Origin of the sequence: Neorhizobium sp. LjRoot104, from assembly GCF_964253725.1 — a bacterium.
GTDB lineage: Bacteria > Pseudomonadota > Alphaproteobacteria > Rhizobiales > Rhizobiaceae > Neorhizobium.
Map to the genome: position 1 here is coordinate 3870001 of NZ_CAXURS020000001.1, position 14452 is coordinate 3884452.

The 14452-nt window shown below is 62.6% G+C and carries 11 protein-coding genes and 1 riboswitch (1 of these 12 cut by a window edge); of the genes, 9 read left to right on the plus strand and 2 right to left on the minus strand.

Annotation, left to right across the window (positions count from 1 at the left end; translation table 11 throughout):
- The 4 genes from ACSQ8R_RS19000 to ACSQ8R_RS19015 form a co-directional block, all read left to right on the plus strand.
- Positions 1-47, plus strand: partial view of a TetR family transcriptional regulator gene (locus ACSQ8R_RS19000; protein ID WP_436254803.1) — the final stretch only. It extends 556 nt beyond the left edge of the window; the window shows 47 of its 603 coding nt (coding positions 557-603); its start codon lies beyond the left edge, outside the window; its stop codon occupies positions 45-47.
- A 172-nt stretch (positions 48-219) separates the two neighbouring features.
- Entirely contained in the window at positions 220-1416 is a 1197-nt protein-coding gene (locus ACSQ8R_RS19005; protein WP_436254804.1) for an efflux RND transporter periplasmic adaptor subunit, read from the plus strand.
- Between the two features lie 49 nt (positions 1417-1465).
- Positions 1466-4564: an efflux RND transporter permease subunit gene (locus ACSQ8R_RS19010; RefSeq protein ID WP_436254805.1), complete on the plus strand. Its 3099-nt coding sequence runs from the start codon at positions 1466-1468 to the stop codon at positions 4562-4564.
- A gap of 132 nt (positions 4565-4696) precedes the next feature.
- Positions 4697-6124 (plus strand): efflux transporter outer membrane subunit, encoded by a 1428-nt coding sequence (locus ACSQ8R_RS19015; protein WP_436254806.1) that lies wholly within the window; start codon positions 4697-4699, stop codon positions 6122-6124.
- Positions 6125-6212: 88 nt separating this feature from the next.
- Here the strand turns inward: ACSQ8R_RS19015 and efp are convergent, their stop codons facing one another.
- Positions 6213-6782 carry an elongation factor P gene (efp, locus tag ACSQ8R_RS19020; protein WP_436254807.1) on the minus strand — a complete coding sequence of 190 codons (570 nt, stop codon included), beginning with the start codon at positions 6780-6782 and terminating at the stop codon, positions 6213-6215.
- A 165-nt stretch (positions 6783-6947) separates the two neighbouring features.
- Between efp and epmA the strand changes: the two genes are divergently transcribed.
- Together epmA and ACSQ8R_RS19030 are read left to right on the plus strand one after the other, a co-directional pair.
- Positions 6948-8018 (plus strand): EF-P lysine aminoacylase EpmA, encoded by a 1071-nt coding sequence (gene epmA / locus ACSQ8R_RS19025; protein ID WP_436254808.1) that lies wholly within the window; start codon positions 6948-6950, stop codon positions 8016-8018.
- Positions 8015-9061, plus strand: a complete 1047-nt coding sequence (locus ACSQ8R_RS19030) for a lysine-2,3-aminomutase-like protein (protein ID WP_436254809.1) — start codon at positions 8015-8017, stop codon at positions 9059-9061. Before epmA ends, ACSQ8R_RS19030 begins: the two co-directional genes overlap by 4 nt.
- A 773-nt stretch (positions 9062-9834) precedes the next feature.
- Here the strand turns inward: ACSQ8R_RS19030 and thiC are convergent.
- The gene (thiC, locus tag ACSQ8R_RS19035) at positions 9835-11646 is read right to left on the minus strand and encodes a phosphomethylpyrimidine synthase ThiC (protein WP_436254810.1); all 1812 of its coding nucleotides are present in this window, start codon (positions 11644-11646) and stop codon (positions 9835-9837) included.
- Positions 11647-11745: 99 nt separating this feature from the next.
- Positions 11746-11878, minus strand: a riboswitch (TPP riboswitch).
- A gap of 179 nt (positions 11879-12057) precedes the next feature.
- Between thiC and ACSQ8R_RS19040 the strand changes: the two genes are divergently transcribed.
- From ACSQ8R_RS19040 to ACSQ8R_RS19050, 3 genes are read left to right on the plus strand one after another with little or no spacing between them, the layout of a single operon-like run.
- Positions 12058-12309 (plus strand): acyl carrier protein, encoded by a 252-nt coding sequence (locus ACSQ8R_RS19040; RefSeq protein ID WP_210013415.1) that lies wholly within the window; start codon positions 12058-12060, stop codon positions 12307-12309.
- A gap of 1 nt (position 12310) precedes the next feature.
- Complete coding sequence (locus ACSQ8R_RS19045; protein ID WP_436254811.1) at positions 12311-13492, plus strand: acyl-CoA dehydrogenase family protein; 1182 nt, start codon at positions 12311-12313, stop codon at positions 13490-13492.
- A gap of 47 nt (positions 13493-13539) precedes the next feature.
- Positions 13540-14451 carry an amino acid--[acyl-carrier-protein] ligase gene (locus ACSQ8R_RS19050; protein ID WP_436254812.1) on the plus strand — a complete coding sequence of 304 codons (912 nt, stop codon included), beginning with the start codon at positions 13540-13542 and terminating at the stop codon, positions 14449-14451.
- The last annotated feature ends 1 nt before the right edge of the window (position 14452 follow it).

Genomic DNA, 14452 nt, shown 5'->3' on the forward strand with positions numbered 1-14452 from the left:
TTGCCAGGCTTGTGAATGCTGCGCTGCAAAATCCGCTTGCAAAGTGACGATTTTATACTTACGTCACTTTCCTGACTGCGGCCAACCGTGGAACATTTGGTTAATCTCCATTTCGACCACCACTGTTCCGACCGCTTGAGACGGGCTAGTCTCCCGACTTCCGCTCCGGCACATCTCGTCTGCCGTGGCGATTACCCAGACGCTTGCTTGGATGACGCCATGACCGGACGCAAACTGATACTTTCCCTGCTTCTTTCCGTGGCGCTCGCCGCCTGCAGCGATTCGGGCCAGACGCCGGCCGGCAACGGTGCGGCAGGCGGCGCTCCCCAGCGTCCGCCGCAGCCGGTCAGCGTGGTGATCATGAAGAAGTCCGAGCAGCCGATCACCGCTGTCCTGCCGGGCCGGGCTACACCATTCCAGATCGCAGACATCCGTCCGCGCGTCACCGGTGAGATCAACCAGATCGCCTTCAAACAGGGCAACGAGGTCAAGGCCGGAGATCTTCTCTACAAGATCGAGGACCGCACCTATGCGGCCGAGGTCGCCCAGGCGAAGGCGACCGTCTCGAAGGCGGAAGCCAGCATCCCGAGCGCCCAGGCGAACCTCTCCCGCTACGAGCGGCTGGTGAACAGCGGCGCAACGCAGATCGAATATGAAAATGCGCGGGTGACGCTTCTCCAGGCGCAGGCGGATGTCGAACAGGCCAATGCCGCGCTCAAAGCCGCCCAGATCAATCTCGACCTGACCGAGATCCGCGCGCCCTTCGACGGCGTCACGTCGATCTCCAATGTCAGCATCGGCAATATCGTCACCGCCAACCAGACGACGGCGCTGACGACGCTCCGCCGCCTCGACCCGATCTATATCGATCTCATCGATTCCAGTACCAACCTGCTTGAACTGCGCACGGCCATGGCCTCCGGCCGCCTGAGCGGCGATCCGCGCAAGGCGGATATCCGGCTGACCCTGGAAGACGGAACGGACTACCCCCTGACCGGCAAGCTCGACATGGCCGACATGGCCGTCAGCGAGACGACCGGCACCTACCAGATCCGCGCGCTTTTCGACAACCCCGAGGACATGATCCTGCCGGGAACCTATGTGCGCGCCACCGTCACTCTCGGCAACGAGAGCGGCTACCTGATCCCGCAGCGTGCCGCGACGCGCAATGCCCGCGGCGAGCTTTCCGCCAAGTTCGTCACGACGGACGGCAAGGTTGAGACCCGCATATTCCCGACCAGCAGCGTCTCCGGCAACAGCTGGCTTGTCACGCAGGGTGTTGCCGATGGCGACCGCCTGGTCGTCGACGGCTTCCAGTGGATCGCCGACGGCGCCACCGTCCAGCCGGTCGAAGCGACCATCGACGACAAGGGTTTCGTCGTCGAGGCCCCGAAGCCGGCGGCGGCAAAGCCGTGACGGCCCGAACGGAAACGATCATGACGAAACGCGGCAAGGAATAATCTGAATGGCCAAGTTCTTTATCCGGCGACCGGTCTTCGCCTGGGTCATCGCGATCGTCATCATGCTCGGCGGCGCGCTCGCCATCGCGACGCTGTCGATTTCGCAATATCCCGACATCGCGCCGACCACGGTCAGGATCACCGCAAGCTACAACGGCGCAAGCGCCGAGACCGTCGAGAAATCGGTGACGACGATCATCGAGGACGGCATGACCGGCCTCGACGACCTCACCTATATGACGTCGTCCTCCTCGACCGGCCGCGCCACCGTCACCCTGACCTTCGGCAGCAGCGTGCTTCCGGACATTGCCCAGGTGCAGGTGCAGAACAAGCTGCAGCTCGTGCAATCGCAGCTGCCCGACGTGGTGCAGCAGGCCGGCATCGAGGTCGCCCGTTCTACCTCGAGCATCCTGATGGTCGGCGCCCTGGTTTCGACCGACAAGAAGCGAAGCTCAGTCGATCTCGGCGACCTGTTTTCCACGCAGATCGAGGATCAGGTCAAGCGCCTGGAAGGCGTCGGCAGCATCGACATCTTCGGATCCGGCTACGCGATGCGTGTCTGGCTCGATCCCTACAAGCTGCAGAAATACCAGCTGACGCCCGCGGATGTGACGTCCGCGATCCAGTCCCAGAACACCCAGGTTTCCGTCGGCGCCCTGGGTGGTCTTCCGGCCAAGGCGGAGCAGCAGCTTACGGTCACCATGACCGCGCAAAGCCAGCTGACGACGGTCGACGATTTCGAGCGGATCATCCTGAAGGTCGAACAGGACGGCGCGACGGTGCGCCTCAGCGATGTCGCCCGCGTCGAGATCGGTGAAGAGAGTTATGGCGGCGGCTCCCGCCAGAACGGCCTGCCGTCCACGGGCTTCGCCGTGAACCTCGCGACCGGCGCCAACGCTCTCGATACCGCCGCGCGCGTCAGGGAAGCGCTGACCGCGATTGGGCCCAACCTTCCGGACGGCGTGGAGATCACCTATCCCTACGACACGACCCCCTTCGTGCAGCTTTCGATCGAGAAGGTCGTCCACACGCTCATTGAGGCGATCATTCTTGTTTTCGTGGTCCTTCTCGTCTTCCTTCAGAATCTGCGTGCAACGCTGATCCCGATGATTGCCGTGCCCGTCGTCCTGCTCGGGACGTTCGGGGTGCTGGCGATGACCGGCTATTCCATCAACACCCTGACCATGTTCGCCATGGTTCTCGCCATCGGCCTTCTCGTCGACGATGCCATCGTCGTCGTTGAAAATGTCGAGCGTATCATGGACCAAGAGGGGCTGAGCCCTCTCGAGGCGACCGAAAAATCCATGGGCGAGATCACCGGCGCCATTATCGGCATCGCGCTCGTCCTGACCGCCGTGTTCATTCCGATGGCCTTCTTCGGCGGCTCGACCGGCATCATCTACCGGCAGTTCTCGATCACCATCGTGTCGGCCATGCTGCTTTCGGCACTGGTCGCCATCGTGCTGACGCCGGCGCTTTGCGCCACCATGCTGAAGCCGATCGACCATCACAAGAAACGTCGCGGCATCGGCGCCCTGTTCAATCGTGGTTTCGACCGCTCGACCCGGGGTTATGTCGGCACCATCGGATATCTTCTGAAGCGCCCGTTCCGTGTGATGCTGCTGTTCCTGCTGGTGATCGGCGGCTGCGCCTGGCTTTTCACGAAACTGCCGAGCTCCTTCCTTCCGCAGGAAGACCAGGGCGTTCTCCTGACCATCATCCAGACGCCGGTCGGCGCCACCACGCCGCGCACCGACGAGGCGGTCAAGAAGGTCGAGGCTTATTTCCTCGAAAAGGAAAAGGACAACGTGGATGCTGTGTTCGGCGTCCTCGGCTTCAGCTTCAGCGGAAGCGGCCAGAACAACGCGATCGTCTTCACCAAGCTCAAGGATTTCGCCGAGCGTACCAGGCCGGAGCAGTCTGCCGCAGCTATCGTCCAGCGGGCGAGCGGTTACTTCTTCACCATCCGCGATGCGCAGGTCTTCGCACTTCTGCCGCCGGCCATCCAGGGATTGGGCACGTCGAGCGGCTTCTCCATGTATCTGGTCGATAGCGGCAACAACGGCAATGCGGCGCTGACCGCGGCATCGCAGCAGCTCATGCAGGCCGGCGCGGGCAATCCCAACATCAGCTCGCTGCGCAGCAGCACCCAGCGGTCCGAAACCCAGCTCAAGATCCTGCTCGACCAGGAAAAGCTGGGCGCGATGGGCGTCGATCTCGCTTCGGTCAACTCGATGCTGGCGACCATCTTCGCAGGCCGCGACGTCAACGACTTCACACTCAACAACGAGCTGAAGCCAGTCTACGTTCAGGGCGATGCGCCCTACCGCATGCAGCCGGACGACCTGAAGCACTGGTTTGCCCGCAACAACAAGGGCGAGATGGTTCCCTTCTCCGCCTTCAGCACCGTCCAATGGATCAACGGCACGCCGCAGCTGGCCCGCTTCAACGGCACCAGCGCCATTCCGCTCGACGGCGCGGCCGGCCCGGGCGTCAGCACCGGCCAGGCGATGGACGAGATGCAGAGGCTGACGGCCGCGCTGCCGGGCGGTTACTCGGTGGCCTGGCAGGGTATTTCCTATCAGGAACGGCTGTCCGGGTCGCAGGCGCCGATGCTTTATGGGCTATCGGTCCTGATCGTCTTCCTCTGCCTTGCGGCGCTTTATGAAAGCTGGTCGATCCCGTTCTCGGTCATTCTCGCCGTTCCGATCGGCGTGCTCGGCGCGCTTACCGCGGCGCATTTCTTCGGCCAGGCGAACGACGTCTACTTCAAGGTCGGACTGCTGACGACGATCGGCCTCGCGGCGAAAAACGCCATCCTGATCGTCGAATTCGCCAAGGATCGGCAGGTGGGCGGGATGAGCCTGATCGAGGCCACCCTTGAGGCCGCACGCCTGCGCCTGAGGCCGATCGTCATGACCTCGCTCGCTTTCATCCTCGGCGTCGTGCCGCTGGCAATCGCGACCGGGGCCGGATCGGCCGCGCAGAACGCCATCGGCATCGGGGTGCTGGGTGGTATGCTTTCTGCAACACTTCTCGGAATTTTCTTCGTTCCGTCCTTCTTTGTTGTCGTTAGACGGTTATCAAAGCGTGAAAAAGAGTAGGATGACGATTACGTTCGTTAACGTATTCGACCTTTAATGCCGTCAGAAGCTATACGATTCGCTGCTGGCGGGACAATCGGAAGAGGCATGAGTGCTGACCTTCCACGCGTTGTAGGGCACTGGGACAGAAAAATGTTATCCATTCGTGTTGTTGCTCCTCTCACTATGCTGCTGCTTTCGGGCTGCGTCGTCGGTCCAGATCACAAGGCACCGGAAATTGCTCTTCCGGGTAAATTTGCCGAAGCCGGCAAGACCAGCAACGGCGACGTTTCGCAGGTTGCCTGGTGGACCGCATTTAATGACAGCCGCCTGAACGGCTATGTCAATCAGGGGATCGGCCAGAACCTCGATATCCTCCAGGCTCTGGAGCGGATCACCTCTGCCCAGGCCAGCGTTACCGTCGCCGGCGCCGGCGCTCTCCCGTCGCTGGATCTCTCGGCCGCCAGCACGACGACCGGCCTTCGTTCGGACCCCGGTTCGTTCTCGCGGACGACCACGACGGCGGGCACTGCCGATGCGTCCTGGTTCCTCGATCTTTTCGGCCTCTACAGGCGCTCCAAGGAAAGTGCGCTCGCAAGCCTCGATGCCGCCTATGCCAGCGAAGACGTCGCACGTCTCTCGTTCCTGTCTCAGGTGGTCGCGGCCTATATCGACGTACGCTACTATCAGGAGCGCATCGCGATTGCCCGCCGGAACCTCGAATCGCGGCGCGAAACGCTCAACCTCACCAAGCTCCAGCTGGATGCCGGCGCGGCTTCGCGCCTCGATGTCGTTCAGTCGGAAGGCCTGGTGAATTCGACGATCGCGGAAATTCCGGGCCTGGAAACGAGTTTCCGGGGCGCGGCCCACCGTGTCGCCACGCTTCTCGCCATGCCCGCATCGACGCTCGTTTCTGAACTGCAGAGAGGCGCCCGCCAGCCGGTCGCCCGCTTCAGCACCAAGGCCGGCATCCCGGCGGACCTGATTCGCAACCGTCCGGACATCCGTGCCGCGGAACGCCAGCTCGCATCGGCAGTCGCCGAAATCGGCGTCGCCGAGGCCCAGCTCTATCCGGCCATTACGCTCGGCGGCTCGATCTCTCCGAGATACAACGCTATTGCCGGCGGCCTCGATACCCGGGCCCTGACCTGGTCCTTCGGTCCGCAGCTGAGCCTGCCGATCTTCGACGGCGGTCGCCTGCGCGGCAACGTCAAGATCGCCGAATCCAGCGCCCGCGGGCAGTATCTCGCCTGGAAGCAGACGGTTCTGAACGCTGTCGAGGAAGTGGAAAATGCCCTGGCCGCGGTTTCCCGCGACAGCCGCACGGTTTCCTCTCTCCAGGCAACCGTAAAGTCCTACGAGGAAGCCCTGCAGCTCGGCACCGCCAGCTATCGTGACGGCGCCTCTTCGCTGCTCGACGTTCTCGACGCCCAGCGTCAGGTCTCGACCGCTCAGTCGAACCTCGCTGCCGCCGTGCGGCAGATGGCGCAGGACTACGTCTCGCTCAACGTGGCGCTCGGCGGCGGTTACGCCTTCGGCAAGACCGATACCAAGGTCGCTTCGGTCGTCGTCAAAAAATAGGCGCCGCCCAAACATAACCGACAACAAAAAACCTCCGGAGCCAGCGCTTCGGAGGTTTTTTTATCACGCCCGGAAAAGCCGGGGACGATCAATTCTTGGCGCGCTCGACGTAGGAATTGTCTTCGGTCGCGATCACGACGCGGGTGCCGGCATCGATATGCGGCGGAACGGCCGTGCGGATACCGTTCGACAGCATGGCCGGCTTGTAGGACGAGGAAGCCGTCTGGCCCTTGACGACCGGTTCGGTCTCGACGATCTCGAGCGTCACGTGGCGCGGCAGCTGGAGAGCCAGTGCAATGCCTTCGTGCATGGAGAGGACGCAGGTCATGCCTTCCTGAAGATAGGCCTTCTGGTCGCCCATCGTATCTACGTCCACCACGACCTGGTCGTAGTTTTCCGGGTTCATGAAGTGGAAACCTTCGCCGTCCTCATAGAGGAACTGGTGATTGACGTCCTCAACGAAGGCGCGCTCGACCTGCTCGGTCGTCCGCCAGCGTTCGGACACCTTCACGCCGTCGACGATGCGGCGCATATTGACCTGCGTGACAGGCGTGCCCTTGCCGGGATGAAAGTTCTCGGCGGTGAGAACGACATAAAGCTTGCCGTCCACATCGATGACGTTGCCCTTGCGGACGGAAGAGGCGATGACCTTGACCATGGGATTCCTTGTGGTGCGAACCGGCTTGTAACTGCCGAAAATGCGTCGTAGAGGACCGGGCGATAACCGGCCCGAAGGACGGATCGTCTGTTTTCCGGCCGGAACTACTCTAAAACCGCGCAAAGTGGAAGCCTTGCCGGGGAGAACCGGCGAAGAAAGCCGCAAATGAGCCCGTCGCGACCTGCCATATCCCGCTCGCCCTGGTGGACACCGGCAAACCATGCCGACCGCCGGCCCTTCCTGAAGGGTCGCAATGCGGTCCAGTCTGCGTTGCGCGGTTTCTTTGGCGAGCGCGATTTCGTCGAGGTGGATACGGCGACACTGCAGGTTTCCCCCGGCAACGAGACGCATCTGCATGCCTTCGCAACGGAAGCGATCGCCATCGACGGAGGCAGGGCGCCGCTCTACCTGCACACATCGCCGGAATTCGCCGCCAAGAAACTGCTGGCCGCCGGCGAGAAACGGATCTTCACCTTCGCGCATGTCTACCGCAACAGGGAACGCGGACCGCTGCACCATCCGGAATTCACCATGCTGGAATGGTACCGGGTCGGCGAGAGCTATGAACAGCTGATGGCCGATTGCGCCGAGATGCTGGCACTGGCCGCGGATACCACCAGGACCAGACGCTTTGCCTTCCGCGATATGGAAGTCGATCCTTTCGCCGAACCGGAACGCCTGACGCTCGCCGAGGCCTTCGACCGGTTCGCCGGCATCGACCTGCTCGCGTCCGTCGCGACGAACGGCGATACCGACCGGGACCTGCTGGCAGCCGGCCTGGAAAAGGCCCTCATCCGCGTTGCCGAAGACGACACCTGGGCTGATCTGTTCAGCAAGGTTCTGGTCGAAAAGGTCGAGCCGCATCTCGGCAGGGACCGGGCGACGATCCTGCACGAATATCCGGTTTGCGAAGCCGCACTCGCCCGGCCATCCGCCCGCGATCCGCGCGTCGCCGAACGTTTCGAGCTTTATGCCTGCGGCGTCGAGCTTGCCAACGCCTTTGGCGAACTCACCGACGCCGGCGAACAGCGCCGGCGTTTCGAGCATGAAATGGCCGAGAAGGCCCGCATCTACGGCGAACGTTATCCGCTCGACGAAGATTTTCTCGCAGCGCTTTCGATCATGCCGGAGGCAAGCGGCGCGGCGCTCGGCTTTGATCGGCTCGCCATGCTGGCAACCGGCGCCACCCGTATCGACCAGGTGATGTGGGCGCCGGTCGCGGAGGTATTTTCGTGACGGCGGCCCGCTCATTGAAAACCCTGGAAGAGCTGGCGGCTGCCGGCCTGATCGAGCCCGAAAAGCTCGGCGGCATTCGCGCAGTCGCAGACCGCTACGCGATCGCGCTGACGCCGACCGTGGTTTCGCTCATCGACAGAACTGATCAAAACGATCCGATCGCCCGGCAGTTCGTGCCCGATCCGAGCGAGTTGCTGGCGACGCCGGAAGAACGTGCGGACCCGATCGGCGATGAAGCCCACAGCCCGGTCAAGGGCATCGTCCATCGCTATCCGGATCGGGTGCTCTTGAAGGCGGTGCATATCTGCCCGGTCTATTGCCGCTTCTGCTTCCGCCGCGAAATGGTCGGCCCGCAGGGCGACGGCACGCTTTCGCCCGAGGAACTGGCGGCGGCGCTCGCCTATATCCGCGAACACAGCGAAATCTGGGAGGTGATCCTGACCGGCGGCGACCCGCTGGTCCTCTCCCCGCGACGGCTGGCGGCGATCATGCGTGGCCTTGCGGAGATCCCGCATGTAAAAATCGTCCGCTTTCACACCCGCGTGCCGGTGGTCGAGCCGGACCTCGTCGATGAAGCGATGATCGCGGCGCTGAAGGAAAGCCGCAAGGTCGTCTATGTGGCGCTGCACGCCAACCATCCGCGCGAAATGACGGAAGCCGCCCGCGCCGCCTGTGCCCGGCTGATCGACGCCGGTTTCCCGATGGTGAGCCAGACGGTGCTCTTGCGCGGCATCAATGACGATCCGGCGGTGCTTGGCGACCTGATGAAGTCCTTCGTCGAAACCCGCGTCAAACCCTATTACCTGCACCACCCGGACCTTGCGCCCGGCACCAGCCATTTCCGGCTCGACATCGCCGAGGGCCAGAAGATCGTCTCGGCCCTGCGCGGCACCATTTCCGGCCTCTGCCAGCCGACCTACGTCCTGGATATTCCCGGCGGCCACGGCAAGGCGGTGATCGGCGAAAGCGCGGTGCGGAGCGACGGCGGCTGTTATTCGGTGAGCGATTTCCGCGGTGAAGAACATCAATATCCTCCGAAGTGACGCGCGTGTACCGTCACGCGACAGCTTTTGCCCGTGTTCTGGAGAGCCCACACGAATGCGGAACCTCAAATAGATTTTAATTCGGTGGCTCCGCATTCGCGTGGCCTTCGGCGTCTTTTCGGGGCTTCCGGCCCCTACAGGTGATCACCTCGCCCCGCTGCGTGGCTTCGTTCACGCCCATCCTTTCGGGACGGGCTTGCCACTTGGACGGCTCAACCGAACCCGGCCCGGCGGCCAGGGGGAGGCTTGATAGGCGGCTTCATCCGAAGACAGCACCGCCATGGCTTTCACCTCCCTCACCTTCCCCGCACGTTACGGATCGAATGAGGGCGCCGGCCCCCGCCTGCCCGCGAACGTCTCGCGAAACACTCCGGCGACGGAAGCGGGAGGATTGTAGGCGGAAAGCTGGAGGCCGGGGATGAGAAATGGAGCAAGTCATTGAAGATGCTGGAAGGCGGTGACGAATTATCCACGGGCAACCATGGAAAGACAGCATTGGAAAGCATACCCGCCTACCTCTCTGTCTTGCCGGACGTCTCCCCTTCAAGGGGAGATCGCATACGGAGCGCGACGGTGTGGCACGTCTAACCCTCCCTCTTGTGGGGAGGGTGGCCGGCAGGCGGGAGGGGTTTCATGCTCGGCGAAGCCCCTCCCCAACCCCTCCCCACAAGGGGGAGGGGCTCCACGCACCGCTTCACATCTTCATATGCTATAGCCCTGCCTTGAAGGGGGAGAAATAAAAGCATAGCCTCGTTTATCAGCAGCCGGCCAGCTCACCCTTCCCCCACCGGCATGTAAAGATCGCCCCCGTCGCGATACCTGGCGGCCATCGCCTCAAGACCCTCCTTCTGTGCCTCGGCACGGATATCGTGAGAAATCCGCATCGAACAGAATTTCGGGCCGCACATGGAGCAGAAATGCGCCACCTTGTGCGCCTCCTTCGGCAAGGTTTCGTCATGCATCGATCGCGCCGTTTCCGGATCGAGCGACAGGTTGAACTGATCCTCCCAGCGGAATTCGAACCGGGCACGCGACAGCGCGTCGTCGCGCACCTGCGCCGCCGGATGGCCCTTGGCGAGATCGGCGGCATGCGCCGCGATCTTGTAGGTGATGACGCCGACTTTCACGTCGTTGCGGTCCGGCAGGCCGAGATGTTCCTTCGGCGTCACGTAACAAAGCATGGCGGTGCCGAACCAGCCGATCATCGCGGCCCCGATGCCGGACGTGATGTGATCGTAACCCGGCGCGATGTCGGTGGTCAGCGGCCCGAGCGTATAAAACGGCGCCTCGCCGCAGACCGCGAGCTGCTTGTCCATGTTTTCCTTGATCTTGTGCATCGGCACATGGCCGGGGCCTTCGATCATCACCTGGCAATCCTTCGCCCAGGCGATCTTCGTGAGTTCGCCGAGCGTTTCCAGTTCCACAAACTGCGCCGCATCGTTCGCGTCGGCGATCGATCCCGGACGCAGGCCGTCGCCCAGCGAGAACGACACGTCATAGGCCCGGGCGATATCGCAGATTTCCTCGAAATGCTCGTAGAGAAAACTCTCCCTGTGGTGATGCAGGCACCACTTGGCCATGATCGAGCCGCCGCGGGAAACGATGCCGGTGACGCGATTGACGGTGAGCGGGATATAGGAAAGCCGCACGCCTGCATGGATGGTGAAATAATCGACGCCTTGCTCGGCCTGCTCGATCAGCGTGTCGCGATAGACCTCCCAGGTCAGGTCCTCGGCGATACCGTTCACCTTTTCGAGCGCCTGATAGAGCGGCACGGTGCCGATCGGCACCGGCGAATTGCGGATGATCCATTCCCGGATATTGTGGATGTTGCGGCCGGTCGACAGGTCCATGACCGTATCGGCGCCCCAGCGGATCGCCCAGACCATCTTCTCGACCTCCTCGGCCATCGAGGAGGTGACGGCCGAATTGCCGATATTGGCGTTGATCTTGACCAGGAAATTGCGGCCGATGATCATCGGTTCGGATTCGGGATGGTTGATGTTGGCGGGAATGATCGCCCGGCCTTCCGCCACCTCCCGGCGGACAAATTCCGGCGTCACGAAATCCGGCACATGGGCGCCAAAACTCTCGCCATCGCGGATAAGCGGCTCCCTGGCCGCCTGACGGCCGAGGTTTTCACGGATGGCGATAAATTCCATTTCCGGGGTGACGATGCCGGCCCGGGCGTAGGCGAGCTGGGTGACGGCCCTGCCCGCTTTCGCCTTGAAGGGCTGGTTGCGAACGGGAAATTCCGGCGTCAGCCGGTCGCCGGAAACGAAGCCGTTATCCTCCGGCCTGACGAAACGGCCTTCATAGGTTTCGACATCACCGCGAGCGACAATCCAGCTTTCGCGCAGGCGCGGCAGGCCGGCATCGATGCTGATCACGGTGCCTTCTGCGGTATAGGGTCCGGAGGAATCGTAGACGGTGACCGGCGGTTCGCCGGATGTCGGATGCAATGCGATCTGGCGCATCGGCACGCGGATGTCCGGATGGATCGTTCCTGCTTTCAGGACTTTCGTGGAGGCGGGAAGCGGGCCGGTGGTGACGACCGGCGTGAGCTTGGTGGTTGCAATATTCATGGCTCGAGGCTCCAAGGTTTGACGTTTGGAGACCCAGTTCCAGTGTTGGAATGATGGAAAAACACCTCGGAATCCGAAGGACGGATACCCGCCCTGGCTGCCGCTGCGCCCGCACCGTCCCTACGCCAGTATGAACTGGATCAGGTTCAACGGGTCACTGCGCCTCGGCCGGCCAAAGCCGGTCCGACCAGCAGTATCTCAGCCCCTTGACGGGACCCCCCTGGTGAATGGCGCCATCAGAAACCCGCGGGCCGTTCATGTCAAGCCGGCCCATGCCGATGCCGATCGATCGGATTTTACGGAATCCCGCATCCCTAACTTCACGACGTTCATTTCCGGAATCTTATGCTTTCCTGCGTAATAAGGTCCCCAGCGATGAACGCAGAATTCGAACGATCCGGAGATGTCGAGATGAACGAGACCATTCGCGAATTGCTGACACGGGTAGGCGGCCTTCCGGTCGCGGTGACTGAACTGGAAGACGGCGCCGATCTTTATGCGGCCGGTCTCTCCTCCTTTGCATCCGTACAACTGATGCTCGGCCTGGAAGAGGCCTTCGACATCGAGTTTCCGGACAGCCTTTTGAACCGCAAGTCCTTCGCCAGCATAGCGGCGATCGAGCAGACGGTTTCGCATATCCTGAAAGCCCACGAGGCCGCTTGAGATGAGCCTCCCCGCCTTTGCCGCCGACATGAGCCTGAACGCCCGCGCTCACCGCGTGGCAGCCGTTGCGGCTGAATTTGCCGACCACGTCGACCGTGACGGCCGCTTCCCCAGCGAGGCGGTCGATGCCATGAAGGCCGAGCGCCTGATCGGCATCCAGATCCCGACCGCGTTCGGTGGCGATGGCGCCTCGATCACCGAGATCGCCGAGGTCTGCTCCATCCTGGGACAGGCCTGCGCCGCAAGCGCCATGGTTTTCGCCATGCACCAGATCAAGGTTTCGAGCCTCGTGGAACACGGTGGCGACAGTGAATGGCATAAGGACTTCATGCGCGAACTTGCCGGCCGCCAGCTTCTCGTCGCCTCCGCGACGACCGAGGGCGGCATCGGCGGCAATATGCGCAACTCGATCTGCGCGATCGAGGTCGAGGGCGACACCTGCCGCCTGACGAAGGATGCGACGGTGATTTCCTACGGCGCCCATGCCGATGCGATCATGGTCACCTCGCGCTCCAGCGAGAACGCCGCCCCGACCGACCAGGTCATGACCGTCTTCAGACAAGGCCAGTATACCCTGCAGAAAACCGTCGATTGGGATACGCTCGGCATGCGCGGCACCTGCTCGGACGGTTTTCTCTTCAGGGGCGAAGCGCCGTCCGTCCAGATCTTCCCGAAGCCGTTCGCCGAGATCGCGGCGCAATCGATGCTCGCCACCTCGCATCTCCTCTGGAGCGCGGTCTGGTACGGGATCGCCGCCGACGCGGTACTGCGCGCCCAGGCCTTCGTGCGGGCCGCAGCCCGCAAGGCGGGCGGCACCCAGCCGCCCGGCGCGCTGAGGCTCGCCGAAGCCTCGAACCTGCTGCAGCTCCTCAAGGCGAGCATCCTGTCCGGCCTCAAGACCTACGCGGACGCCAAGGCGGATCACGACCAGCTATCGTCCATGGCTTTTTCGATCGCCATGAACAACGTCAAGCTGGCTTCCTCCGAGACGATCCTGACCATCATCAACCAGGCGATGATCATCTGCGGCATCATGGGCTACAAGAACGGTACGCCTTACAGCCTCGGCCGGCACCTGCGCGATGCGCATTCCGCCCAGCTGATGATTTCCAACGACCGCATTCTCGGCAATACGTCGACCATGCTGCTCGTTCAGAAACCGGACACCAGCCTGCTCGGCTGACGCCCCGTCATTTCAGATGTAGTTTGTTGAAAGAATGAGGTGAAGCCATGGATATTCAGGTCCCCTTTCTCGACCGCCTGTTCGATGCAGGCCTGCTGATCGAGACCGGCGTTGACGGACTGTATGGCCGAAGCGGCCAGTTCGAAGACGTCATTGCCGCCTTTGAACGCCTGATCGACAAGGTCGGCGGCGCCGACGGTGCCGAGGCCATGCGCTTCCCGCCGGGCATGAACCGCGCCTTCTTCGAGACCAGCGGCTACATGAAGAGCTTTCCGCAGCTCGCCGGCACGGTGCATTCGTTCTGCGGCAACGAGTTCGACCACATGAGCCTCCTGAAATGCATGGAGGTCGGCGAGGAGGACTGGACCAAGGGCCAGGAGGCGACCGACATCGTGCTGACGCCCGCGGCTTGCTATCCGCTCTATCCGACGGTTGCGCGCCGCGGCAACCTGCCCGCCGGCGGCGGTCTCTTCGACCTGCAGAGCTACTGCTTCCGCCACGAACCCTCCAAGGATCCGGCCCGCCAGCAGCTGTTCCGCATGCGCGAATATGTCTGCATGGGGACAGAACAACACGTTACCGATTTCCGCCAGCTGTGGATGGACCGCGGCGTCGAGATGATGAAGTCGGTCGGCCTCGAGGTGACGATCGACATCGCCAACGACCCGTTCTTCGGGCGCGCCGGCAAGATGCTGGTCAACAACCAGCGCGACCAGAACCTGAAGTTCGAACTGCTGATCCCGATCACCTCTGTCGCCAAGCCCACCGCCTGCATGAGCTTCAACTATCATCAGGACAGTTTCGGCCTGAAATGGGGGCTCAACCTGGAGGATGGCAGCGTCGCTCACACGGCCTGCGTCGGCTTCGGCCTCGAACGTATCGCGCTCGCACTCTTCCACACGCACGGTCTGGACGTAAAAGAGTGGCCGGGCTCCGTCCGCGCCACGCTCTGGGGCTGAT